The following is a 22361-nucleotide window of genomic DNA, read 5'->3' as shown; positions in this document are numbered from 1 at the left end:
TGACTTCCCGGGCCAAAGCCCCGATCTTCTGGGCTGGCCGCTTTCGTGGCGTCCTGACGGATCGAGTCCAGGGGCCCCGGCGCTTTGCGTGCGGGGCTACCGGCGTTATTTGCCTCGACCCGATTCATTGCTTTGCCGCGAACCGCGACCTGTCCCTGAACAGACTAGGAGAAACGTACCATTCGCCGTCCGCACCGTGCTCCGCCGCCCACCAAAGAAGGGCCGCGCATCAATTCCGAGATCCGTGTTCCGCGGGTTCAGCTTGTCGACGCCGAAGGCAACAACCGGGGCGTCGTCGAGACAGACGAAGCCTTGGCCATCGCCGAGGAATCCGGGCTTGATCTCGTAGAGGTCTCTCCGAACGCCGATCCGCCCGTCTGCAAGATTCTCGATTTCGGCAAGTTCAAGTACCAGAGCCAGAAAAAGGCCGCCGAAGCGCGCAAGAAGCAGAAGACGGTCGAGGTCAAAGAGATCAAGATGCGTCCGAACATCGACACGCACGACTATGACGTGAAAATGCGGGCGATGAAGCGTTTCTTCGACGAAGGCGACAAGGTCAAGGTGACGCTGCGGTTCCGGGGGCGCGAGATGGCGCATCAGGAAATCGGCATGGACCTGCTTCGCAAGGTCAAGTCGGAGACCGAGGACTTCGCCAAGGTGGAATCCGAGCCGCGCCTCGAGGGCCGGCAGATGGTGATGGTGCTGGCTCCGGCCGGCCGCTGATCGCCGCACCGTTCTCCAGCGCATGCGAGGGACGGGGGAAGGGGCGTGGACGCGCCCCGCCATCCTCCGCCCCTTGAGCCCCAAGGGGCGGCATCGTGGCCCGCGCCCTGCGCTTCCCCGCGCCAACGGCCGCCTGGGGCCGGGCACTGGCTGTGCCGCGTGCCGGCTTGCCCCCGATCGTCGATCACCGATCTAGGTCGCGCCGCCTTTTCAATCCATTCGAATTCACGCGTCGGAATTTCGCGACGGAGGGACGGTCCGGTCGTTCGGCCTCGCTGTGGGAGAGGTGCGCCACAGCAGCGCCCGACGCCGAAACTCGAGGGTCCAGGCGCCCCCGCGGATCCGCCTCCGGTGAGGCCGCGCGGCCGGAACCGAGTCTCGGCTACCCCCGCGAGCGGACCGTTTCCAGCACGCGGACGATGAGCCAGATCGGCACCACGATCATCCCGCCGAGCAGCAGATACTGGCCGATCTCGACGACCACGTCCCAGCCGATCGTCGGCAGGTGCCGGATCCAGTCGGTCAGATAGAAGACGATGTCGCCGGGCGTGAAGCCGACGGCGGCGAACGCCAGGCCGACGACGAACGAGATTACCACGAGCTTGATCAGCACCTGGCCCGGCGAGCCGCCGAGAAAGCGGCGCATGGGAGAGCGTTGGTCGGTCATCGCAGGCAGGTTCCTCGGTCTGGGCAGGCAGCGCCGGGTGCGCCGTGTCCGCCTCTATATCAAGGTGAGGCGGTCCGCGTCTTCAAGGTGTGAAGCCGCCGGCCGGGCTGCGATCATTCCGGCGGCGGGGGCGGACCATCGTCGGGAGGGCCGTCATCGCGGTCATGCCGGCGCAGGCCGATGCGCGCGCGCACGTCCGGCGGGGTCTCGGCGACGATCCTCTCGAGCGCCGCGTGTCCGGCCTGCTGGAGGGCGGTGGTGTTCGCCTGGATCTCGTCGAGCACGCTCTTCAGGGCCTCGGGATCGAACGGCTCCGCCCGCATCACCTCGAACATCTTCTTGCGGGCCGCGCGAAGCGCCTCGAAGTGGGACTTCACGGACGGATTGTTGAAGAGATCGTCGCGCAGCGCCTCGCGCATCTCGCCGGGGAACGCGCGGTCCGCCGCCGTCATGAAGGTGGAGAACCCGCCGCGCGGGGGCGGATGCGGCAGGAACATCCGTGCCGACACGAACCCGCCGAGGGTAAAGTTGACCGCGAGCGACACCGCCAGCGCAACGAGCACGCCGATCGCCCAGCCACCGCGCAGCGTCATAGGCTGTCTCCCGTCGAGAAGCCGTCATCCTGGTCGACGCCGAGCACCAGCACGGCCACGTCCTCGCCCTGGGAATAGGACTGCCCCGGCTGCTGGTCGATCACCAGGCCGAGCGTGGCGCCGAGGGCGATGCAGCCGACGGCGGCGAAGGCGAATGCCGCCATCCGCACCGGCGTGAAGAGGCGGATGGCGGCCTGGGGAGCGCGCCGCTCGCGCACACCCTCGAGGATCCGCCCGACGGTGGCGGAGTGGACCGGCGACGGCGTGGTGAGGATCCGGAGGTCGGCGTCGAGGCTGCGGCTGGCGGCGAGCAGGCGGCGGGCCTTGTCGTCGCGCGCAACCAGCGCGCCGACGCTCTCGGCCGTCCCGCGCGGCCAGGCATGCGCATCCGACCCGTACCGGTCGAGCAACGCTTCCAGATCCGCCAGAGTGAAGGTCCTGTTCATCCGTTTCGCCTCCGCGAGCGCCGCTGTCCGTCCGCGGACCCGCAACCCGTTCGATCGTATCTCATGCGCCGCTTTCCGCCACACCCGTGGCCTCGCGGTCGAGCTTGTTCTGTCTCAGCGTCCGACGCGCCCGCACCAGAAGCTGTTCGGCGGCGCCGTCGCTGATCCCGAGCCGCGCGGCAATCTCCGAGGTGGAGATCTCGCCGGACGCGGCGAGCAGGATTGCCGCGCGCTGGCGCGCAGGCAATGCCTGAATGTCCTTCGCCACCGCCTGGAGTTCGCCACGCACCACGGCTCCGTGCTCGGCGCCGGGATCAGGTTCGACCGGATCGTCGACGGTGTCGAGGCCGACCAGCCGCCGCACCTTCTTGCGCCGGTCGAGATCGATGCAGCGGTTCAGGGCGATGCGGTAGATCCACGTCGACACCTTCACGCCGCGCGGGTCCCAGCCTCCCGCCTTGCGCCAGACCGACCAGAAGGTGTCCTGCACCACATCGTCGGCGTCGGCGGAAGAGCCGGTGAACCGCCGGGCGAGCGCATGGATGCGTCCCGTATGGCGCTGCACGAGCTCGGCAAACGCCCGCTCGTCCCCGCGCGCGATCAGCGCGAGAAGCCTGGTGTCCCCGTCGTCGGTTGCGCTCGTGTCCACGATGGTCGTCGGATCGATCTTTCGTGTCCGCGGTCCGGCGACCGCATCAATGGAAGCGGCCATGGGATCCTCTCAACGGGTCGTCTCCGCGGCATGGCGACCGGTCCTGGCTGTCGCGATATAGCGCATTTCGCCTCCCGCCGGGAACCTGTCGCCGATCCGCGCGATGGTTCCGCATCGTCTCGCTCGACGTCGGTGTCTGTCCTACCTGACGACCTGAACGTCCGCGGGCGCTGCGTCCTACGCCGCTTCTCGAAATTCGGTGGAGGGCGTACCTTGTGAGCCTCCGGGGCGGGGTGGTATCCCAGCCCCCGCCGATGTCGGCATCGACCTGAACTCCTGGAGAGGATCCTCGCACATGACGGCAGACCAACCGCTGTGGACACCTTCGAAGGAGCGGATGGCGGATGCCGCCATGACGGCGTTCATGGGCTTTGCCGGCGAGCGGGCAGGCCGGCGCTTCGAGGGGTTCGACGACCTCCACGCCTGGTCGGTGGACGATCTCGGCGGATTCTGGTCGGCGGTCTGGGATTTCTGCGGCGTCATCGGCGACAAGGGCGAGCGCGTTCTGGCCGACGCCGACAAGATGCCCGGCGCCTCCTTCTTTCCGGACGCCCGCCTGAACTACGCCGAGAACCTGCTCCGCCGGAACGACGACGGCGACGCGATCGTCTTCTGGGGCGAGGACAAGGTGCGCCGCCGGATGAGCTGGCGCGAGCTCAACGATCTCGTCTCGAAGATGCAGCAGGCGCTTGCGGCTGCCGGCGTCGGGGTCGGCGACCGGGTGGCGGCGATGATGCCGAACATGCCGGAAGCGACGGCGCTGATGCTCGCCACCGCCTCGCTGGGTGCGACCTTCTCGTCCTGTTCGCCGGATTTCGGCGAGCGCGGCGTGCTCGATCGGTTCGGCCAGATCGAACCCAAGGTCTTCGTCAGCTGCGACGGCTACTGGTACAACGGCAAGCAGATCGCCGTTGCCGACAAGCTCGCTGCCATCGAAGCCCAGATGCAGAGCGCCGAGCAGCTGTGGATCGTGTCCTACCTCGATCAGGCCGGGGACGTGGCCGGCAGCCTGGAACGCGCCACGCCGCTCGACGAAGTGGTCGGGCGCTTCGAAGCCGGGCCTGTGGCCTACGAGCGGCTGCCGTTCAACCATCCGCTCTACATCCTGTTCTCGTCGGGGACGACCGGCGTGCCGAAGTGCATCGTGCATTCGGCCGGTGGCACCCTGCTGATGCACCTGAAGGAGCAGCGGCTGCATTCGGACGTGAAGCCGGGCGACCGCGTCTTCTATTTCAGCACCTGCGGCTGGATGATGTGGAACTGGCTGATGTCGGCGCTGGCGTCCGAGGCGACGCTGCTGCTCTACGACGGCTCGCCGTTCTATCCGAGCGGCGAGATCCTGTTCGACTACGCCGACCAGGAGAAGATGACGCTGTTCGGCACGTCCGCGAAGTTCATCGACGCGGTCGCCAAGTCGGGGCTGGTGCCGATGGAGTCCCACGACCTGTCGACCGTCCGGCTGATGACCTCGACCGGCTCGCCGCTGGCGCCGGAGAGCTTCTCGTTCGTCTACGAGAAGATCAAGCACGACATCCACCTGGCCTCGATCTCCGGCGGCACCGACATCGTCGCCTGCTTCGTTCTCGGGATCCCGATCAAGCCGGTCTACAAGGGTGAGATCCAGGGGCCGGGCCTCGGCCTCGACGTTCAGGTGTGGTCGGAAGACGGCCATCCGATCCGCGAAGGCAAGGGCGAACTCGTCTGCGCCAGGCCGTTCCCCACCATGCCGGTGATGTTCTGGAACGATCCCGACGGCGCCAAGTACCGCGCTGCCTACTTCGAGCGCTTCGACAACGTCTGGTGCCATGGCGACTTTGCCGAGTGGACGGCGCACGGCGGGCTGATCATCCATGGCCGGTCGGACGCGACGCTCAATCCCGGCGGCGTGCGCATCGGCACGGCGGAGATCTACGCCCAGGTCGAGCAGATCCCCGACGTGCTGGAGGCGCTGGCGATCGGCCAGACCTGGGACAACGACGTGCGGGTGGTGCTGTTCGTCCGGCTGGCCGAGGGCGCAACGCTGGACGAGGCGTTGGAGAAGCGGATCAAGACCCAGATCCGCAGCGGCGCCAGCCCGCGCCACGTGCCTGCGAAGATCGTGGCGGTCGCCGACATCCCGCGCACCAAGTCGGGCAAGATCACCGAGCTTGCCGTGCGTGACGTCGTCCACGGCCGGGACGTGAAGAACAAGGAAGCGCTGGCCAATCCGGAAGCGCTCGATTTCTATCGCGATCTGCCGCAGCTGGCCGACTGACCCGGAACCCTGGGGACGTTCGGGGGTTCGCCCCGGCGAGAGAGAAAAGGGGGCGACGATGGATGCCGGACGCAACGCCCGGCTCGAGGAGATCCTCGAGGAGATCTACCGGATCGACGCGGTCGACCTGTTGGCGGACGAGGGCTTGCCCAAGCACGCCGACATGAGCGTCTCGCCGTTTGCCTTCTACCGTGGAACCGCGAGCCTGTTCTATCGCGACCTCGCCTCGGGGCGCATCGATCTGGACGTGTCGCCGCGCTCGATCACCCGCATCCAGGGCGACAGCCATCTTGAGAATTTCGGCTTCCTGACCGAAGGCGGCGCCTGGGCCGCGCCGCATCACGTCGTCTACTGTCCCAACGATTTCGACGATGCCGGTGTCGGCTATGCCGAATGGGACCTGATGCGCTATGCGGTGAGCCTGTTTCTCGCCGCCGACCGGGCCAGCTGCGACGATGGCGGGGCCTACGTGGACTGGCCGCACGACCGCGTCGCGCAGTCACCGGGCTTTGCCCTGGCCCGCAAGGCCGTGAAGCGCTTTTTCAAGGCCTACCGCAAGACCTGCAAGGCGATCGCCGAAAGGCCGGACGACTGCTGGGACGAGGCGGTCTGCAATTTCCCGTCCGGGCATTTCCTGCATGCCTTCGAGAAGAAGGCGAAATCCCGGGCGGTGCGCGGCGACGACTTCACCACCAAGTCGAAGCTTGCCAAGGCCGTCGACCTCGAAGCGGCGGTGCCGCGCCTCGCGCATCAGCCAGGCCGCCTCGAGCGGCTGCTGGGGCAGCGGGCGGGCTCGGTGGTGGAGGCGTTCCGGCCCTATGTGGACGATGCGATCTGCGACGCGGCGATGCGGTTCGGAGCGGGTCTCGGCGCCCGCCACGCCGACCGATACTATCTTCTTGTCGGTCCCGATGCGGTCTCCCGCGACGGCCAGGACTGGCGGCGGATCCTGGAACTCTACCATCTGGTCGAGGTGAAGGAGCAGCGGCCGCCGGCCTTTCTCCCGCATTTCTCCGACATCGATCCGGCGAACCGGATGTCGTCGGCGCGCCTCGTCATCGACTGCCAGCGCCTCATGCAGCGCCGCCCGGATCGGGTTCTCGATCACGTCCACTGGAACGACAGCAACTGGCTGGTCCGTACGCGGCACCATTCGAAGGTGGGCGTCGACGCGGAAGATCTCGCCGACGGCGATCTGAAGGACAATCTCGTCGACCACGCGGAGGCATCCGGACGGGCGCTGGCGCTCGCCCACGGCCGGTCGGACAAGCGGTCCCGGCGCTTCGAGTGCCACATGGTCGAGCGGCTGCAGAAGGACGCGATCCACCGGCTGATCGACGTTGCGGCCGACTACGCGGTGCGCGTCGTCGGCGACTGGGCGATGGTGCGGCGCGCGCGATAGCGCGCATTCTTGCGCGATCGCGCGCAAAGCGCACGCCGCGCCGCTCACACGGGTTGCAACCGCGCCCCGGTTTGCTATCGAGGGATCCCGCAGGTGTTCCAGAGGGCGCAAAGGCACCGACAGGGGCCTCCGCGCACGCTGGCACCGCCGTCCGACCGGGAGTCCCCATGACCGATATCCGCCCGCGCCGCAGCGTTCTCTACATGCCCGGCTCCAATGCCCGCGCTTTGGAGAAGGCGCGCACGCTCGATGCCGACTGCCTGATCTTCGATCTCGAGGACGCGGTGGCGCCGGACCAGAAGGACACGGCACGCGCCCAGGTGCTGGCGGCGGTCGAAGCGGGCGGCTACGGCCACCGCGAGATCGTCCTCAGGATGAACCCGCTCTCCTCTCCCTGGGGAATGACGGATCTCGAGGCGATCGCGGCGAGCAGGGCGGATGCGATCCTGGTTCCCAAGGCCGAGACCGTCGACGACGTCATGTCGATCGGGCGGGTGCTGTCGCGGCTTGGAGCCCCGGCACATTTGAAGATCTGGCTGATGATGGAGACGCCGCGGGCCGTGCTCAACGCCGGCTCGATCGCCGAGGCCGTCGAGGAGGACGCCGGCCGGCGCCTCGACGCGCTGGTGATCGGCACCAACGATCTCGCCAAGGAAACCCGCGCGCAGATCGTGCCTGGCCGGGTGACGATGCTGCCGTGGATCGCGACCTTCGTCGCCGCCGCGCGGGCGAACGGCCTGTCGATTCTCGACGGCGTCTATGGCGACATCGACGACCTGTCCGGGCTGACGGAGGAATGCCGGCAGGGCCGCGACCTCGGGATGGACGGCAAGACGCTGATCCACCCCAAGCAGATCGAGGTGGCGAACCGGCTGTTCGCGCCGAGCGCTGCCGAGGTTGCCTGGGCGCGCAAGATCATCGAGGCCTTCGAGAAGCCTGAAAACGCCGGACGCGGCGCCATCGCGCTGGACGGCAGGATGGTCGAGCGCCTGCACGCCGAGATTGCCGAAAAGACCGTCGCGCTCGCCGATGCGATTGCGCTGCGCGGGGCCGCCTGATGGTGGGCAGCGAAGCCACCGACAGGCTCGTCGTCGCCACCTGGAACATCAACTCGATCCGCTCGCGCATCGGGCTGGTCGACAGGTTCGTCACCGCCTACCGGCCCGACGTGCTGCTGCTGCAGGAGACGCGGTGCCCGGACGACCAGTTTCCCCGGTCGGCGCTGGAAAAACTCGGGTTCCCCCATGTCGTGGTGAACGGTCGCAAGGGGCATCACGGCGTGGCAATTGCCTCGAACCGTCCGATCGAGCGCGTCGGGCGGGAAAACCTCGCCGACATCGACGAAGGCCGTCACATCTCCGGTCTCGTCGAGGTGGGCGGCAGGCCGGCGGCACTCCACTCCGTCTACATCCCCTCGGGCGGCGACGAGCCGGACCCGGAGATCAATCCGAAGTTCCGCGCCAAGCTCGCCTATCTCGATGCGTTCGCGCCGTGGAGCATCCTGTCGTCGGCCGAGCCCAGCCTCGTCGGCGGCGACTTCAACGTGGCCCCGCACCCCGACGACGTGTGGTCCCATAAGCAGCTCCTGAAGGTGGTGAGCCATACGCCCCAGGAGACCGAGCGCCTGGATGCGGCGCTGATGGCCGGCCGCTGGATCGACGTGGTCCGGCGCGACATGCCGCCGCCCGAGAAGGTCTTCACTTGGTGGAGCTACCGCAACCGCGATCACACGGTCGCCAACCGCGGGCGCCGGCTCGACCACATGTGGGCCTCGCCCTCGCTCGCCGACCGGGTGAGCGACGTGCGGGTGATCGCCGAGGCGCGCAGCTGGGAAAAGCCGTCCGACCACGTGCCGGTGCTGGTCACCATCACGGGCTGAAGCCGCTTCGCTCTCACGGTCCTCAGCCGGCCGGCGTCGCGGCTAGGCCGATGCGGCGGCGCACGTCGGCCGGCGAAAGTCCCTCGGCTCGGAGGTCGCGCAGGCTGGTCGCGCCGGCGGACTTGGAGAGCTTCCGCCCGTCCGTGCCAAGGACCAGCCGGTGATGCCGGTAGACCGGAACCGGCAGGCCGAGAAGCGTCTGCAGCAACCGGTGGATCGACGTGGCGTGGAAGAGATCCTGGCCCCGGATGACGTGGGTGATGGCCTGCACCGCATCGTCGACGACGACGGACAGATGGTAGCTGCCGGGCACGTCGCTGCGGCCGATCACCACGTCGCCCCATCCGGACGGGTCCACGACGACGCGGCCGGTTTCCCCGGCGGGGCCGGCATCGCGTTCCTCGAAGCTGAGCGGGCCATCGATCCGCCCAAGGGCGTCGGCCATCCGCAGCCGGAGCATGGGCGGCCGGCCCGCGGCGATCCGTTCGCGCACGACGGCGGCGGGCAGGAACGCGTCGTCCGGCGGCACGTGCCAGCCGCCGTCCGGGTCGCGGCTCCAGGGCGCACCCGCCGTCTCTGCGGTCGCGGCGGCGTCGGCGATCTCCCTCCGGGTGGCATAGGAACGGCGGACGAGGCCCATGCCGTCGAGCCGGGCGAGGGCGTCGAGGTAGGCATCCACATGGTCGGACTGGCGGCGGACCGGCGGGTCGAACGTGAGCCCCAGCCAGCCGATGTCCTCGAAGATCGCGGCTTCGAATTCCGGCCGCGCGCGGTTGGTGTCGAGATCGTCGATGCGGATGAGGAAGCGGCCGCCGCAGGCCTCGGCCGTCTCCGCATTGAGGATTGCGCTGAGCGCGTGGCCCAGATGAAGATAGCCGTTGGGGCTCGGCGCGAAGCGGGCGGTCGTGGGGCTCGAGGCGATCATCGCGCGGGTCACATGGTGCTTGCGGGTGTCGTGAGCGGTAGCGGGTATGGGGCGATCATGACAAGCGCGCGATCACGCAAGACGCCGGCGAAGCGTCCGGTGAAGCGGACCGCTGCGGCTGCACCGCCCCTGCCGGCGGCAGGGTTGCGGCCGATCGAGACCGACGCCGACGTCGCGGCGGGGCTGCAGGCGCTGGTCGACCTGGACCCCAGGCTCGTGCCGGTGCGCGACCTCGCCGGCGACCTGCCCTTGCGGCTGCGCCAGCCGGGCTTCGAGGGCCTCGTCCGGATCATCGTGTCGCAGCAGCTGTCGGTGGCCAGCGCCACGGCCATCTGGGCCCGGCTGGCCGATGGCCTCGGCGAGATCACTGTCGAGCAGATGTCGGCGCGCGACGACGAGGCGCTCCGAGCCATGGGCCTGTCGCGCCCGAAGGTGCGCGCGCTGCGGGCGATCTGCGAAGCGGTCGGCGGAGGGCTCGATCTCGGCGGGATTGCGGCGCTGCCGGCGGACGAGGCCCACACGATGCTCTGCACGGTGAAGGGCATCGGCCCGTGGACGGCTGACGTCTACCTGCTGTTCTGCGCGGGCCATCCCGACATCTTCCCGGCCGGCGACATCGCCCTGCAGAACGCGGTCGCGGATGCGTTCGGGCTGGAGGCGCGGCCGTCCATCCCGGAGTTGCACGACATCGCCGCCGTGTGGTCGCCGTGGCGCGGCGTCGCCGCACGGCTGTTCTGGGCCTACTATGGCGCGCGCAAGGCCGGCCGAGAGGTACTGCCCGTCTGATCCTTTTGTCGGTGCGGCCGGCACGAAAAAAGGGCACCGGCGGTGCCCGGTGCCCTTCGCATTCTGATGTCCGGTGGCGTGCCCGCCTACATCGCGCGGCGCAGCAGCCGGTACACGAACAGCAGGATGATTGCGCCGACGATGGCGGTGAGGATCGAGCCGAGCGACAGGCCGCCGGTCACCGTTCCGACCCCGAGCGCGCTGCCGACATAGCCGCCGACGAACGCGCCGGCGATCCCGATCAAGATGGTGACGAAGATACCGCCCGGGTCGTTGCCCGGCATGATCAGCTTGGCGAGCGCACCGGCGATGAGGCCAAGGATGATCCAGGAAAGGATGGTGAGCATTGTCGAGAACCCCCGATTTTATGGACGGTCGGCAAACACACACGCTGGAAATTGGTTCCACGCCATATCAGAGCGTGTCCACGTCACGATGACAACAACGCAGGGCGCCGACCGTGAGGTTTGAAGCCTTCACTGGACCCGCGACGGGCACCCGTGAAAGGGTATCGACCGGAACCGCCGAGGCAGAAACCGGAGACGCGCCCGCATGCTCGACCTGGATGGCCCACGACTGGACCCCGCCTCGGGCAACGCCCCCTCGGGTCTCGTCGTGCTTCTGCACGGCTACGGCGCCGATGGCGCCGACCTGATCGGTCTCGCCGAGCTCTGGGCGCCGCGCCTGCCGACCGTCGCCTTCGTCGCGCCCAACGCTCCCGAGCCGTGCGAGATGGCGCCGATGGGCAGGCAGTGGTTTCCGCTGACGCTGCGCGATCCGTCCGAATACTGGCGCGGGGTGACGGCCGCGGCCCCGGTCCTGGACGCCTTCATCGACGCCGAGCTCTCGCGCACCGGCCTGACGGAGGAGGACCTCGTCCTGGTGGGCTTCAGCCAGGGAACCATGATGGCGCTGCACGTCGGCTTCCGGCGCGCCCGCCCGCTCGCCGGCCTCGTCGGCTATTCGGGCAGCCTTGCCGGCCCCGAGCGTCTCGAGCAGGATCTGCGCCAGCGCTGTCCGGTCCTGCTGGTGCACGGGGCGGCCGACGAGGTGCTGCCGGCGGACCTGACGCGGCACGCTGCCCGCGTCCTGGAGGGGCTGCAGGTGCCCGTACGGTCCCACATCGAGCCGGGTCTCGGCCACGGAATCAACGAGACGGGGCTGCGGCTGGGTGCCGATTTTCTGAGTGAGGTGTTGTCCCGCTGATGCGGCCTATGGGCACGGGAAGCAACGCACCATATTTCACAACAGTGACATAGAGCCTATACATAGTTCAGTCACGCATCCGAAGTTGGCGAATCAACTGAGGGACGAGGGACATCGAGTGAGCATTGCGGTATCTCCCGATGCGCATCCTACGTTGGTGCTCAATGCGGATTATCGGCCGCTGAGCTACTATCCGCTGTCGCTGTGGTCGTGGCAGGATGCCATAAAGGCGGTGTTCCTCGACAGGGTGAACATCGTCTCGGAGTACGAAGCGACGGTGCGAAGTCCGTCCTTCGAAATGAAGCTCCCGAGCGTCGTGTCGCTCAAGACCTACATCAAGCCCGCCCGCTACCCCGCCTTCACCCGCTTCAACGTCTTCCTGCGCGATCGCTTCGAGTGCCAGTACTGCGGCACCCGGGAAGACCTCACCTTCGATCACCTGATCCCGCGGTCCCGGGGCGGCCTGACCCTGTGGGACAACGTCATCGCCGCCTGCTCCAGCTGCAATCTGCGCAAGGGCAACAAGTCGTGCCGCGACATCGACATGTGGCCCCGGCAGATGCCATACCGGCCGACCGTTCAGGACCTCCACAACAACGGACGGCTCTTCCCGCCGAACTATCTCCACGATAGCTGGCTCGACTTTCTCTATTGGGATACCGAGCTGGAGCCTTAAACTCCGGGGCCGGGCGGACGATTCGCCACGGCATGACATCGTGGGTCCGTTTGCCCGAAGCGGGAGCCTGCGTCGGACATCCTTCCGGGGTGCTGGCCGTCGGATGTACGGTCCGCGGGACATGCAGCGGCCCTGCCCTGCAGGGATGATGGCGCGCCTGCGATGCTGCGCCGGGTGCGCTTCCGGACCTCCTTCAGGTTGCCAGTCCTGGTCGATCAGTTCGGGGTCCGGGACGAACCGTCGGAGGCGCGTGGGCCCGGTTGGGCGGGGCTGGCATGTGCGCCCCCGCCGGTGCGCCATCGCGCGCGCCGACCTGGCGGGGCCCGCCGAAGCAGACAAAGGAGACGGGAATGGATCTCGCAAGCCGCCTTACCGGTCGCCGTGTGCTGGTGACGGGCGCCTCGAGCGGACTGGGCGCCCACTTTGCCGTCGTCGCGGCGCGCGCCGGCGCGAAGGTCGCCGTTGCCGCGCGGCGCAAGGAACGCCTCGACGGGCTTGTCGCCGAGCTGGTGGCAGCGGGAGCGGCCGAGGCGATCGCGGTCGAGCTCGACGTGACCATCGAGGGGTCGATCGAGGCCTGCTGCGACGCCGTGACCGGCGCGTTCGGCGGCATCGACGTCCTGATCAACAATGCCGGCATCGCCACCGAGGGCTGGGCCCTCGATCAGTCGGCTTCCGATTTCGACAACGTCATGGCGGTCAACGTGCGCGGCGTCTGGCTGATGGCCGTCGCCGTCGCGCGGCGGTGGCGCGATGCCAAGTCGGCGGGAATCGTGGTCAACATCGCGTCGGTGCTGGGGGAGCGGGTGGCGACCGGGGTCGGGCCCTATGCCGTCTCGAAGGCAAGCGTCATCCAGATGACAAAGGCGCTTGCGCTGGAGTGGGCGCGCCACGGGATCCGCGTCAACGCCATTGCGCCCGGCTACTTCGCCACCGATATCAATGCGGCGTTCTTCGAGAGCGACGCGGGGCAGGGGATGATGAAACGCATTCCCATGCGCCGCATCGGCAATCTGGAGGAACTCGACGGCATCCTGCTGCTGCTCGCCACCGATGCCTCCAGCTTCATGACCGGCGCCATCATTCCGGTCGACGGTGGGCATCTCGTGTCGTCGCTCTGACGACGGTCTGGCCACCGCCATCGTAATTCTGTACTGAGCAGTCCTGAATATCCCGGGCCGTCCGGCGAGCGTCCGGTTTGCCGCGCCCCGTCCGCCTCCATCCCCCGCCAAGGCAGAAGTGACAGCCATGCCTCCCGTGATTTCCATCAATGGGCTTTCGAAGGTCTACGAGAGCGGCTTCGAGGCACTGAAGTCGGTCGATCTGGAGATCGAGAAGGGCGAGATCTTCGCGCTGCTCGGTCCCAACGGCGCCGGCAAGACGACGCTCATCTCGATCGTCTGCGGTCTCGTCAACGCGAGCGGCGGCTCCGTCACCGTCGACGGCCACGACATCGTCACCGACTTTCGCGCCGCGCGCGCGATGATCGGCCTCGTGCCGCAGGAACTGACCACCGACGCGTTCGAATCCGTCCGCGACACCGTGAAGTTCACCCGCGGCCTGTTCGGCAAGCCCCGCGACGACGCGCGCATCGACCGCGTGCTGAAAGACCTGTCGCTGTGGGACAAGCGCGACAACCAGATCCGCACCCTGTCGGGCGGGATGAAGCGCCGCGTCATGATCGCCAAGGCGCTGGCGCACGAGCCGGCGATCCTGTTCCTCGACGAACCGACCGCCGGTGTCGACGTCGAGCTGCGCCGTGACATGTGGGACGTGGTGCTGGGGCTCCGGGATGCCGGAGTGACCATCATCCTCACCACCCACTATCTCGAAGAGGCGGAGGAAATGGCCGATCGGATCGGCGTCATTTCCAAGGGCGAACTGATCCTCGTCGAGGAGAAGACCAACCTGATGCGGCAGCTCGGCAGCAAGCAGCTGACGCTGCTTCTCCAGGAGCCGCTGAAAGAGATCCCTGCGGCGCTGTCGGAGTACGATCTCGCGCTGTCCGACGACGGCAGCGAGCTCGTCTACACCTATGACACTCGGGGCGAGCGCACGGGCATCACCTCGCTGATGAACGGCCTCAGGGACACCGACATCCGATTCCGCGATCTCTACACGGTGCAGAGTTCGCTTGAAGAAATCTTCGTCAATCTTGTGAGGGAACGGCGATGAACCTGCGCGCGGCTGCCTCGATCTATCGTTTCGAGATGAACCGCACGGCGCGAACGGTGCTTCAGAGCGTCATTTCGCCGGTGGTCTCCACATCGCTCTATTTCGTCGTCTTCGGCGGCGCGATCGGCTCGCGCATCCAGGAGGTCGACGGGATCAGCTACGGCGCGTTCATCGTGCCCGGGCTGATCATGCTCACCCTTCTGATCCAGTCGGTCTCCAACGCCGCCTTCGGCATCTATTTCCCGAAGTTCACCGGGACCATCTACGAGATCCTCTCCGCGCCGGTGTCGTACGTCGAGATCCTCCTCGGCTACGTCGGGGCGGCGGCGACGAAGTCGATAATCCTCGGGCTGATCATCCTGGGCACGGCGGCGCTGTTCGTGCCGATCCGGATCGAGCATCCGTTCATCATGCTGGCGTTCCTGGTCCTGACGGCGCTCACGTTCAGCCTGTTCGGTTTCATCATCGGGATCTGGGCGGACGGCTTCGAGAAGCTGCAGCTGATTCCGCTGCTGTTCATCATGCCGCTCACCTTCCTCGGCGGGACGTTCTATTCCATCTCGATGCTGCCGCCGATCTGGCAGAAGATCACCCTCATCAACCCGGTCGTGTATCTGGTGTCCGGATTCCGGTGGTCGTTCTACGGCACCTCGGACGTTCCCGTCGCGATCTCGCTGGCGATGACGCTGGTCTTCCTGTTCGCGTGCCTCACGGTCATTTGGCTGATCTTCAAGACGGGCTGGCGGCTGCGGCCCTGAGGCCGAGTCGATTGCCTTGCGTTTCAGGTCGCATCCGCTATATTTGGGGCTGATCCGAACATCTCTATCGGCATCCTCGCGGATGCGGACTGAGAGTGGGGCCCCCGGGCACCCGCTCTTTTTTGCTTACACGGTCCGAAGCCTTGGAGGCCGTTGCTGCGGAAGGTGCCAGGGCGGTTCGGTCGACCATCGCAGCGGCAGAGGCCGCGTCGGCGCTGGTGAGTTGCGCAGGCCGCGCCGGTGGGTCGCTGCATCCGTGGCGCCGATCGAGGCGAACACCCCGGACGACAACAGAATGGATTGCGTGTGAACGCTGTCGAAAAGCACGACAAGGACATCGAACCGGCAGCCCCGGAGCCGCGCGTCGTTCGCGAGCAGGGGCTCGACGCCCGCGTGGCGGCCATCGTCGAGCCGGTCATCGAGGACCTCGGCTACCGGCTGGTGCGGGTCAAGGTTACCGCCCAAAACGGCTGCACGCTGCAGATCATGGCGGAGCGGCCGGACGGTACCATGACGGTCGAGGACTGCGAGACGGTGAGCCGCGCGGTCTCGCCGGTGCTCGACGTCGATGATCCCATCGAAAAGGCCTACCACCTCGAAATCTCCTCGCCCGGGATCGACCGGCCGCTGGTCCGCAGGTCGGACTTCGACCGCTGGATGGGGCACGACACCAAGGTCGAGCTGGCCCGCCTTGTCGATGGCCGCAAGCGGTTCCGCGGCATTCTGCTCGGAACCCGGGACGACGCGATGCTGATGCGCCTCGACGGGGCCAAGGCCGAACAGGCGGAGGTCGCGCTGCCGATGGAAGACATCGCGGATGCGCGGCTGGTGCTGACCGACGCGCTGATCGAAGAAGCCCTCAAGGCCGACAGCCGGGCGCGCAAGGCTGCCGAAGACGACGACGCCTGAGGCGTCTCAGGTCCGGACAGGAATGGAATGGCTCGGTCCCGACACAGGGCTGACCGGAGGAAGAAAAGACAATGGCCGTTAGTGCAAACCGCCTGGAACTTCTGCAGATCGCCGATGCGGTCGCCCGCGAAAAGTCGATCGACCGCACCATCGTGATCGCGGCGATGGAAGACGCGATCCAGAAGGCGGCGCGCTCGCGCTACGGCTCGGAAACCGAAGTGCGGGCCGAGATCAACCCGAAGACCGGCGACATCCGCCTGCAGCGGCTGCTCGAGGTCGTCGAGGAGGTCGAGAACACCGCCACCCAGATCGATCTGGACGAGGCCCTGCACCGCAATCCGGCGGCGCAGCTCGGCGACTACATCTCCGAGCCGCTGCCGCCGATCGACTTCGGCCGGATCGCCGCCCAGTCGGCCAAGCAGGTGATCGTGCAGAAGGTCCGCGAGGCCGAGCGCGACCACCAGTACGACGAGTTCAAGGATCGCATCGGCGAAGTCGTGAACGGCGTCGTGAAGCGCGTCGAGTACGGCAACGTCATCGTCGATCTCGGCCGCGGCGAGGCGATCGTGAAGCGCGACCAGCTGATCCCGCGCGAACTGTTCCGCAACGGCGATCGCGTCCGCGCCTACATCATGGACGTGCGCCGCGAGCAGCGCGGTCCGCAGATCTTCCTGTCGCGCACGCACCCGCAGTTCATGTCGAAGCTGTTCCGCCAGGAGGTCCCCGAGATCTACGACGGCGTCATCGAGGTGAAGTCGGTCGCCCGCGATCCGGGCAGCCGCGCCAAGATCGCTGTGGTGTCGAACGACTCGTCGATCGATCCGGTCGGCGCCTGCGTCGGCATGCGCGGCAGCCGCGTCCAGGCCGTCGTGCAGGAACTGCAGGGCGAGAAGATCGACATCATTCCGTGGAACCCCGACGCGGCGACGTTCATCGTCAACGCGCTGCAGCCGGCCGAGGTCAGCAAGGTGGTCCTCGACGAGGACGCGGAGCGGATCGAGGTCGTGGTGCCCGACGAGCAGCTGTCGCTGGCGATCGGCCGGCGCGGACAGAACGTCCGCCTGGCCTCGCAGCTGACCGGCTGGGACATCGACATCCTGACCGAGCAGGAGGAATCCGAGCGCCGGCAGAAGGAATTCCAGGAGCGCACGGTGCTGTTCGTCGACGGCCTCAACGTCGACGAGGTCGTGGGCCAGCTGCTTGCCTCCGAAGGCTTCACCTCCATCGAGGAAGTTGCCTACGTGGAGTCCGACGAGATCGCCTCCATCGAGGGCTTCGACGAGGAGACGGCCGAGGAAATCCAGGCCCGTGCCCGCGAGCATCTGGAAGAGCGCGAGCGCCAGCTCGACGAGGAGCGCCGGACGCTGGGCGTCGAGGACGACCTGCGCGAGATCGACGGGCTGACGACGGCGATGCTGGTCGCGCTCGGCAAGGACGGCGTGAAGACGGTCGAGGATCTGGCGGGCTGCGCAACCGACGACCTGGTCGGCTGGGTCGAGCGCAAGCAGGGCGAAGTCGAACGCCATACCGGTGCGCTGTCTGAGTTCGACGTCAGCCGGGCCGACGCCGAGCAGATGATCATCGCCGCGCGCCTGAAGATCGGCTGGATCACCGAGGCGGACCTCGCCCAGCCCGAGACGGAAGAGGATGGCGCGGACTCCGACGCGTCCTCGGATCAGTTCGAGGCGTGAGGCCGGTGACGGCCGGGCGCGATCAGGCGGAACGGAGAACGGGGCGGACATGCCGCGCAACGACAAGCCCGCCGTGCGGCAATGCCTGGTCACGCGGACGACGGCGCCTGCCGCCGAGCTGATTCGGTTCGTCTGCGATCCGGACGGGAAGGTGGTCCCGGATCTCAAGCGCGAACTGCCGGGGCGCGGGGTGTGGGTCACCGCCACCCGCGCGGCGGTTGAAGAAGCCGAGCGAAAGCGTCTATTCTCGCGCGGGTTCAAGGAGCAGGTGACGGTCGTGCCCGGGTTGGCGGACCGCATCGAGACGCTCCTGTGCGAGCGTGCGCTGTCGTTTCTGAGTCTGGCCCGCAAGGCGGGCCTGGCGATCGACGGATTCGGCTCCGTCGAGGCCTCCATTGCCCGCGACGCGCTCGCCTGCCTGGTCGAGGCGAGTGACGGGGCGGCGGACGGACGGCGCAAACTTGGACAGGCCGTCAAGCGGCGCTTCGGAGTTTCCGACGCGATCCCGCTTGTGGCGAGTTTCGACGCGTCCCAATTGAGTTTGGCATTGGGGCGCGGTCATGTGATACACGCGTGCCTTAAAATGGGCCGGGCAAGCACCGGATTCCTTGAGCGCGCAGACCGACTTGAACGCTTCCGGACGGGCCGTGGCGCGACAGCGCCCCTGTTCGAGCGCACAGGTATTGAGTTATAGCGGACGCAGGGCGGTGGGCGCTTGGCCCGACCGTAGGATCGAAGGCAAGTATGAGCGACACGAATAACACCGGCGACAAGACCCTGAGCGTTGAGCGCAAGAACACTCTCTCCCTCCGCCGCGGAGTGGAGCAGGGGACCGTGCGCCAGAGCTTCAGCCATGGGCGGTCGAAGGCGGTCGTGGTTGAGAAGAAGAAGCGGCGGGTCGTGGTTCCGGGTTCGCCGGAAGCCAAGGCCCAGGAAGCTGCTGCCCAGGAGGCGGCCGCTCAGGAGGCTGCCGCCGCGCAGGAAGCCGCTGCCGCGAAGATCGCGAAGGCAGCTGCCGCCGCCGCTGAACTCGACAAGGCCGCCGCCGAGAAGGCCGCGGTGACGGCGAAGCGCGCTGACGAGGCCGAGCCGACGTCGCCGGCCGTCGAAGCGCCCGCCGCCGAGCCGACGGCCGCTCCCGACGTGGAAGAGACCCCGGCCCCGGTCGAGGCCAAGGCGCCGGCTGCCCCCGCGGAGCCGGCCGCCCCGAAGGCCGAGGCCGCTCCGGTGGCGAAGCCTGCTCCGGCCGCCCCGGCCCCGGTGGCACGCACGCCGTCCACGCCTTCCGCCCCCCCGCAGGCCCGTCCGGGCCGGCCGGAGCAGCAGCGTCCGCGCGGCCGCGACGATGCCCGCCGGGATGGGAATTCCCGCGGCCCGGGTCGTGGCGGACAGCAGATTCATCGCACCCTGACCGAGCAGGAAGCCAAGGCCCGCGCCGCGGCGCTGGCGTCCGCCCGCGTCAACGAGGTGGACGACCGCCGCCGGGCCGAGGAAGAGGCCCGCAAGGAACGCGAAGAGCTCGACCGGATCCGGCGCGAGCAGGCCGAGGAAGCCGAGGCCAAGCGCGTCGCCGACGAGGCCCGCCGCAAGGCCGAGGCGATCGAGGCGCTGCGCGTGCAGCGTGAAGGCACGCCCTCACCGGCCGATGCGGAAGCCGCGATGCCGGCGCCCGACGGCGAAGGCCGCACCGATCGCCGCACCGCGCCCAAGGCGAAGGACGCCGAGGGATCGCCCGCCCGTCGCAAGACCCAGGCCGAACTCGATGACGAGGAGGCCGAGAAGGCAAAGGCGAAGCGCGGCCGCGGTGGCGTTGCCGTGCCGGCCAAGCCGACGCCCAAGACCGACGAGCGTCGCCGCACCAAGCTGACGATCACGACCGCTCTCGAGGACGAGAACGAGCGCGGCCGCAGCCTCGCGGCCATGCGCCGGCGCCGGGAGAAGGAAAAGCGCGCCGCCCAGACCGGACCGCGCGAGAAGATCATCCGCGAGGTCGTCCTGCCGGAGACGATCACCATCCAGGAACTCGCCAGCCGCATGGCCGAGCGGGGCGTGGACGTGATCAAGCTGCTGATGAAGCAGGGCGAGCTCCACAAGATCACCGACGTGATCGACGCCGACCTGGCGGAAATGATCGCCGAGGAAATGGGCCACACGGTCAAGCGCGTGTCGGAATCCGACGTCGAAGAGGGCATCTTCGACCAGCCGGACGACGATGGCGTGCTGATCACGCGTCCGCCGGTCGTGACCATCATGGGCCACGTCGACCACGGCAAGACGTCGCTGCTCGACGCGATCCGCAAGGCGAACGTCGTGTCCGGCGAAGCGGGTGGCATCACCCAGCACATCGGCGCCTACCAGGTCGAGCAGGATGGTCAGAAGATCACCTTCCTCGACACGCCCGGCCACGCGGCGTTCACCGCCATGCGCGCCCGCGGCGCCACGGCGACCGATATCGTCATCCTCGTGGTGGCGGCCGACGACGGCGTCATGCCGCAGACGATCGAGGCGATCCATCACGCCCGCGCCGCCAGCGTGCCGCTGATCGTTGCGATCAACAAGATCGACAAGCCGGGCGCGGATCCGAACCGGGTGCGCACCGAGCTGCTGCAGCACGAGATCGTCGTGGAATCGATGGGTGGCGACACCCTGGAGGTCGAGGTCTCCGCGCTCAAGCAGACCAATCTCGACAAGCTGCTGGAAGCGATCCTGCTGCAGACCGAAGTGCTCGAGCTGAAGGCGAACCCCGACCGCGCGGCGGAAGGCATCGTCATCGAAGCGAAGCTCGACCGCGGTCGTGGTCCGGTCGCCACCGTCCTGGTGCATCGCGGCACCATCAAGGTGGGCGACATCCTGATTGCCGGCACCGAGTGGGGGCGTGTCCGCGCCCTGGTCAACGATCGCGGCGAACAGGTCACGTCGGCCGGTCCGTCGATGCCCGTCGAGGTGCTCGGCCTGCAGTCGACCCCGCACGCCGGCGACCGCTTCGCAGTGGTCGAGAGCGAGGCGCGTGGCCGCGAGATCGCCGAGTATCGCCAGCGTCTGCGGCGTGAGAAGGCGTCGGCGAAGCCGGTCGCCCGTGGCTCGCTCGAGCAGATGATGAGCGACCTGAAGACGTCGGCCGGCCGCTCCGAGTTCCCGCTGCTCATCAAGGGCGACGTGCAGGGCTCGGTCGAGGCGATCATCGGTGCGCTGGAGAAGCTCAACACCGACGAGGTGATCGCCCGCGTGCTGCATTCCGGCGTGGGTGCCATCACCGAATCCGACGTGACGCTCGCCGAAGCGTCGGGTGCGGCGATCATCGGCTTCAACGTGCGTGCCAACCGGCAGGCACGCGACGCCGCGGATCGTGCCGGCATCGAGGTGCGCTACTACAACATCATCTACAACCTGATCGACGACGTGAAGGCAGCGATGTCCGGCATGCTGTCGCCGGAGCGCCGCGAGACGTTCCTCGGCAATGCCGAGATCCTGGAGGTGTTCAACATCACCAAGGTCGGCAAGGTCGCCGGTTGCCGCGTCACCGAGGGGATGGTGGAGCGCGGTGCCTACGTTCGCCTGATCCGCGACAACGTGGTGATTCACGAAGGCAAGCTCTCGACGCTGAAGCGCTTCAAGGACGAAGTGAAGGAAGTGCAGGGCGGCCAGGAGTGCGGCATGGCCTTCGAGAAGTACGAGGACATGCGCGTCGGCGACATCATCGAGTGTTACCGGGTCGAGGAGATCGCGCGGTCGCTCTAGAGCATTTCCGATCAGGTGGACTCAGCTGATCGATAAGAAGTGGCTCCAGATCGCGCGGTGGCGCCGACCTTGTTGCCGAAGCTGCCGCGGGCGGGTTGCCTGGCCGCGGCGGGCGGAGAGACTCGATGCTGGATATCGCTCCGCATTCGGCGGGTAACAGGTTCCGGGCCCGGCGGTTCGCGCTTTTCCGCGCGCTGCTGGACGAGGTCCTTGCCGGCCTGCCGGCCGGGGAAACCTGCCGCGTCCTCGATATCGGCGGAACGGCCGGCTACTGGGACGCGTTCGGCGCCGACCTGCCGTGGGAGCGCCTCTCCGTCACGCTCACCAACCTGACCGCGCAGGACACCCAGGGGTCGCCGGTCCGGTCGGTGGTGGGGGATGCCCGCTCGATGCCGGAGTTCGCGGATGGGAGTTTCCACATCGTCCATTCCAACTCGGTGATCGAGCACGTCGGCCGGTGGCGGGACATGAAGGCGATGGCCGGCGAGGTGCGGCGGCTGGCCCGCGCCTACTTCGTCCAGACGCCGTATTTCTGGTTCCCGATCGAGCCGCATGCGCGCACGCCCTTCGTGCAGTTTCTTCCGGAGCCGTTGCGCTACCGGCTGTTCATGACCCGCCGCAACGGCTTCTACGCCAAGGCGACCGACGTTTCCCACGCGATGGACATGATCCAGGACGCGAACCTTCTCGACCGCTCGCAGATGCGGGCCCTGTTTCCCGACGCCGACATTCGCGCCGAGCGGGCATTTGGCCTGATCAAGTCGCTGATCGCCATCCGCCGCCCATGAGGCAGCCCTTCCACATTCAACTCGCAAGTCGTT

22 protein-coding genes are annotated in these 22361 nt (G+C 67.8%); 16 read left to right on the top strand and 6 right to left on the bottom strand.

The features are described from left to right. Window positions 1–180: 180 nt before the first annotated feature. The gene (infC, locus tag ACSSVZ_RS04920) at window positions 181–723 is read left to right on the top strand and encodes a translation initiation factor IF-3 (protein ID WP_453968664.1); all 543 of its coding nucleotides are present in this window, start codon (window positions 181–183) and stop codon (window positions 721–723) included. Window positions 724–1105: 382 nt separating this feature from the next. Here the strand turns inward: infC and ACSSVZ_RS04915 are convergent, their stop codons facing one another. The 4 genes from ACSSVZ_RS04915 to ACSSVZ_RS04900 form a co-directional block, all read right to left on the bottom strand. Further along, the gene (locus ACSSVZ_RS04915; RefSeq protein WP_453968639.1) at window positions 1106–1390 is read right to left on the bottom strand and encodes a DUF6460 domain-containing protein; all 285 of its coding nucleotides are present in this window, start codon (window positions 1388–1390) and stop codon (window positions 1106–1108) included. Window positions 1391–1503: 113 nt separating this feature from the next. Next, the gene (locus ACSSVZ_RS04910; RefSeq protein ID WP_453968638.1) at window positions 1504–1983 is read right to left on the bottom strand and encodes a periplasmic heavy metal sensor; all 480 of its coding nucleotides are present in this window, start codon (window positions 1981–1983) and stop codon (window positions 1504–1506) included. Continuing rightward, the gene (locus tag ACSSVZ_RS04905) at window positions 1980–2429 is read right to left on the bottom strand and encodes a hypothetical protein (RefSeq protein WP_453968637.1); all 450 of its coding nucleotides are present in this window, start codon (window positions 2427–2429) and stop codon (window positions 1980–1982) included. The genes ACSSVZ_RS04910 and ACSSVZ_RS04905 overlap by 4 nt, the downstream gene beginning before the upstream one ends. Window positions 2430–2490: 61 nt before the next feature. Further along, window positions 2491–3141, bottom strand: coding sequence for an RNA polymerase sigma factor (locus ACSSVZ_RS04900; protein ID WP_453968636.1), 651 nt, complete (start codon window positions 3139–3141; stop codon window positions 2491–2493). A gap of 295 nt (window positions 3142–3436) precedes the next feature. On the opposite strand from ACSSVZ_RS04900, the gene ACSSVZ_RS04895 reads away from it, so the two are divergent. The 4 genes from ACSSVZ_RS04895 to ACSSVZ_RS04880 all read left to right on the top strand — a co-directional run bounded on the left by ACSSVZ_RS04895 (window position 3437) and on the right by ACSSVZ_RS04880 (window position 8676). Beyond that, window positions 3437–5395 (top strand): acetoacetate--CoA ligase, encoded by a 1959-nt coding sequence (locus ACSSVZ_RS04895; protein ID WP_453968635.1) that lies wholly within the window; start codon window positions 3437–3439, stop codon window positions 5393–5395. Between the two features lie 58 nt (window positions 5396–5453). Further along, window positions 5454–6797 carry a DUF2252 family protein gene (locus ACSSVZ_RS04890; RefSeq protein ID WP_453968634.1) on the top strand — a complete coding sequence of 448 codons (1344 nt, stop codon included), beginning with the start codon at window positions 5454–5456 and terminating at the stop codon, window positions 6795–6797. A 167-nt stretch (window positions 6798–6964) separates the two neighbouring features. Beyond that, entirely contained in the window at window positions 6965–7855 is an 891-nt protein-coding gene (locus tag ACSSVZ_RS04885) for an HpcH/HpaI aldolase/citrate lyase family protein (protein ID WP_453968633.1), read from the top strand. Next, the gene (locus ACSSVZ_RS04880; RefSeq protein ID WP_453968632.1) at window positions 7855–8676 is read left to right on the top strand and encodes an exodeoxyribonuclease III; all 822 of its coding nucleotides are present in this window, start codon (window positions 7855–7857) and stop codon (window positions 8674–8676) included. The genes ACSSVZ_RS04885 and ACSSVZ_RS04880 overlap by 1 nt, the downstream gene beginning before the upstream one ends. 22 nt (window positions 8677–8698) lie before the next feature. Here the strand turns inward: ACSSVZ_RS04880 and gluQRS are convergent, their stop codons facing one another. After that, window positions 8699–9601, bottom strand: a complete 903-nt coding sequence (gluQRS, locus tag ACSSVZ_RS04875; RefSeq protein WP_453968663.1) for a tRNA glutamyl-Q(34) synthetase GluQRS — start codon at window positions 9599–9601, stop codon at window positions 8699–8701. 144 nt (window positions 9602–9745) lie between these two features. On the opposite strand from gluQRS, the gene ACSSVZ_RS04870 reads away from it, so the two are divergent. Further along, window positions 9746–10387 (top strand): DNA-3-methyladenine glycosylase family protein, encoded by a 642-nt coding sequence (locus tag ACSSVZ_RS04870; RefSeq protein WP_453968662.1) that lies wholly within the window; start codon window positions 9746–9748, stop codon window positions 10385–10387. An 86-nt stretch (window positions 10388–10473) separates the two neighbouring features. Here the strand turns inward: ACSSVZ_RS04870 and ACSSVZ_RS04865 are convergent, their stop codons facing one another. Beyond that, window positions 10474–10734 carry a GlsB/YeaQ/YmgE family stress response membrane protein gene (locus ACSSVZ_RS04865; RefSeq protein ID WP_453968631.1) on the bottom strand — a complete coding sequence of 87 codons (261 nt, stop codon included), beginning with the start codon at window positions 10732–10734 and terminating at the stop codon, window positions 10474–10476. 205 nt (window positions 10735–10939) lie between these two features. Here ACSSVZ_RS04865 and ACSSVZ_RS04860 point away from each other — a divergent pair, with 205 nt between their 5' ends. The 10 genes from ACSSVZ_RS04860 (at window position 10940) to ACSSVZ_RS04815 (ending at window position 22328) form a co-directional block, all read left to right on the top strand. Next, complete coding sequence (locus ACSSVZ_RS04860; protein WP_453968630.1) at window positions 10940–11593, top strand: alpha/beta hydrolase; 654 nt, start codon at window positions 10940–10942, stop codon at window positions 11591–11593. Window positions 11594–11711: 118 nt separating this feature from the next. Continuing rightward, window positions 11712–12269, top strand: a complete 558-nt coding sequence (locus tag ACSSVZ_RS04855; protein ID WP_453968629.1) for an HNH endonuclease — start codon at window positions 11712–11714, stop codon at window positions 12267–12269. Window positions 12270–12619: 350 nt separating this feature from the next. Beyond that, entirely contained in the window at window positions 12620–13390 is a 771-nt protein-coding gene (locus ACSSVZ_RS04850) for an SDR family NAD(P)-dependent oxidoreductase (protein WP_453968628.1), read from the top strand. Window positions 13391–13517: 127 nt separating this feature from the next. Then, on the top strand, window positions 13518–14444 hold the full coding sequence (locus tag ACSSVZ_RS04845; RefSeq protein ID WP_453968626.1) for an ABC transporter ATP-binding protein: 927 nt from the start codon (window positions 13518–13520) through the stop codon (window positions 14442–14444). Then, complete coding sequence (locus ACSSVZ_RS04840; protein ID WP_453968625.1) at window positions 14441–15202, top strand: ABC transporter permease; 762 nt, start codon at window positions 14441–14443, stop codon at window positions 15200–15202. Before ACSSVZ_RS04845 ends, ACSSVZ_RS04840 begins: the two co-directional genes overlap by 4 nt. A gap of 306 nt (window positions 15203–15508) precedes the next feature. Then, entirely contained in the window at window positions 15509–16111 is a 603-nt protein-coding gene (gene rimP / locus ACSSVZ_RS04835; protein WP_453968624.1) for a ribosome maturation factor RimP, read from the top strand. A gap of 71 nt (window positions 16112–16182) precedes the next feature. Further along, entirely contained in the window at window positions 16183–17802 is a 1620-nt protein-coding gene (gene nusA, locus ACSSVZ_RS04830; RefSeq protein WP_453968623.1) for a transcription termination factor NusA, read from the top strand. A 49-nt stretch (window positions 17803–17851) separates the two neighbouring features. Further along, entirely contained in the window at window positions 17852–18496 is a 645-nt protein-coding gene (locus ACSSVZ_RS04825) for an RNA-binding protein (protein ID WP_453968621.1), read from the top strand. A gap of 50 nt (window positions 18497–18546) precedes the next feature. After that, window positions 18547–21540: a translation initiation factor IF-2 gene (infB, locus tag ACSSVZ_RS04820; protein ID WP_453968619.1), complete on the top strand. Its 2994-nt coding sequence runs from the start codon at window positions 18547–18549 to the stop codon at window positions 21538–21540. A gap of 125 nt (window positions 21541–21665) precedes the next feature. Beyond that, window positions 21666–22328, top strand: coding sequence for a class I SAM-dependent methyltransferase (locus ACSSVZ_RS04815; RefSeq protein ID WP_453968618.1), 663 nt, complete (start codon window positions 21666–21668; stop codon window positions 22326–22328). Window positions 22329–22361 lie beyond the last annotated feature (33 nt).

Source organism: Amorphus sp. MBR-141, assembly GCF_053628695.1.
The sequence above is the reverse complement of the archived record's forward strand: the minus strand, read 5'-3'. Positions and strand labels throughout refer to the sequence as shown.

Excerpts from the sequence above, each read along its gene's own strand:
- ACSSVZ_RS04915 (WP_453968639.1), bottom strand. The coding sequence starts at position 1,390 with ATGACCGACCAACGCTCTCCCATGCGCCGCTTTCTCGGCGGCTCGCCG.
- ACSSVZ_RS04910 (WP_453968638.1), bottom strand. The coding sequence starts at position 1,983 with ATGACGCTGCGCGGTGGCTGGGCGATCGGCGTGCTCGTTGCGCTGGCG.
- ACSSVZ_RS04905 (WP_453968637.1), bottom strand. The coding sequence starts at position 2,429 with ATGAACAGGACCTTCACTCTGGCGGATCTGGAAGCGTTGCTCGACCGG.
- ACSSVZ_RS04900 (WP_453968636.1), bottom strand. The coding sequence starts at position 3,141 with ATGGCCGCTTCCATTGATGCGGTCGCCGGACCGCGGACACGAAAGATC.
- ACSSVZ_RS04895 (WP_453968635.1), top strand. The coding sequence starts at position 3,437 with ATGACGGCAGACCAACCGCTGTGGACACCTTCGAAGGAGCGGATGGCG.
- ACSSVZ_RS04890 (WP_453968634.1), top strand. The coding sequence starts at position 5,454 with ATGGATGCCGGACGCAACGCCCGGCTCGAGGAGATCCTCGAGGAGATC.
- ACSSVZ_RS04885 (WP_453968633.1), top strand. The coding sequence starts at position 6,965 with ATGACCGATATCCGCCCGCGCCGCAGCGTTCTCTACATGCCCGGCTCC.
- ACSSVZ_RS04880 (WP_453968632.1), top strand. The coding sequence starts at position 7,855 with ATGGTGGGCAGCGAAGCCACCGACAGGCTCGTCGTCGCCACCTGGAAC.
- gluQRS (WP_453968663.1), bottom strand. The coding sequence starts at position 9,601 with ATGATCGCCTCGAGCCCCACGACCGCCCGCTTCGCGCCGAGCCCCAAC.
- ACSSVZ_RS04865 (WP_453968631.1), bottom strand. The coding sequence starts at position 10,734 with ATGCTCACCATCCTTTCCTGGATCATCCTTGGCCTCATCGCCGGTGCG.
- ACSSVZ_RS04860 (WP_453968630.1), top strand. The coding sequence starts at position 10,940 with ATGCTCGACCTGGATGGCCCACGACTGGACCCCGCCTCGGGCAACGCC.
- ACSSVZ_RS04850 (WP_453968628.1), top strand. The coding sequence starts at position 12,620 with ATGGATCTCGCAAGCCGCCTTACCGGTCGCCGTGTGCTGGTGACGGGC.
- ACSSVZ_RS04845 (WP_453968626.1), top strand. The coding sequence starts at position 13,518 with ATGCCTCCCGTGATTTCCATCAATGGGCTTTCGAAGGTCTACGAGAGC.
- ACSSVZ_RS04840 (WP_453968625.1), top strand. The coding sequence starts at position 14,441 with ATGAACCTGCGCGCGGCTGCCTCGATCTATCGTTTCGAGATGAACCGC.
- nusA (WP_453968623.1), top strand. The coding sequence starts at position 16,183 with ATGGCCGTTAGTGCAAACCGCCTGGAACTTCTGCAGATCGCCGATGCG.
- ACSSVZ_RS04825 (WP_453968621.1), top strand. The coding sequence starts at position 17,852 with ATGCCGCGCAACGACAAGCCCGCCGTGCGGCAATGCCTGGTCACGCGG.
- infB (WP_453968619.1), top strand. The coding sequence starts at position 18,547 with ATGAGCGACACGAATAACACCGGCGACAAGACCCTGAGCGTTGAGCGC.
- ACSSVZ_RS04815 (WP_453968618.1), top strand. The coding sequence starts at position 21,666 with ATGCTGGATATCGCTCCGCATTCGGCGGGTAACAGGTTCCGGGCCCGG.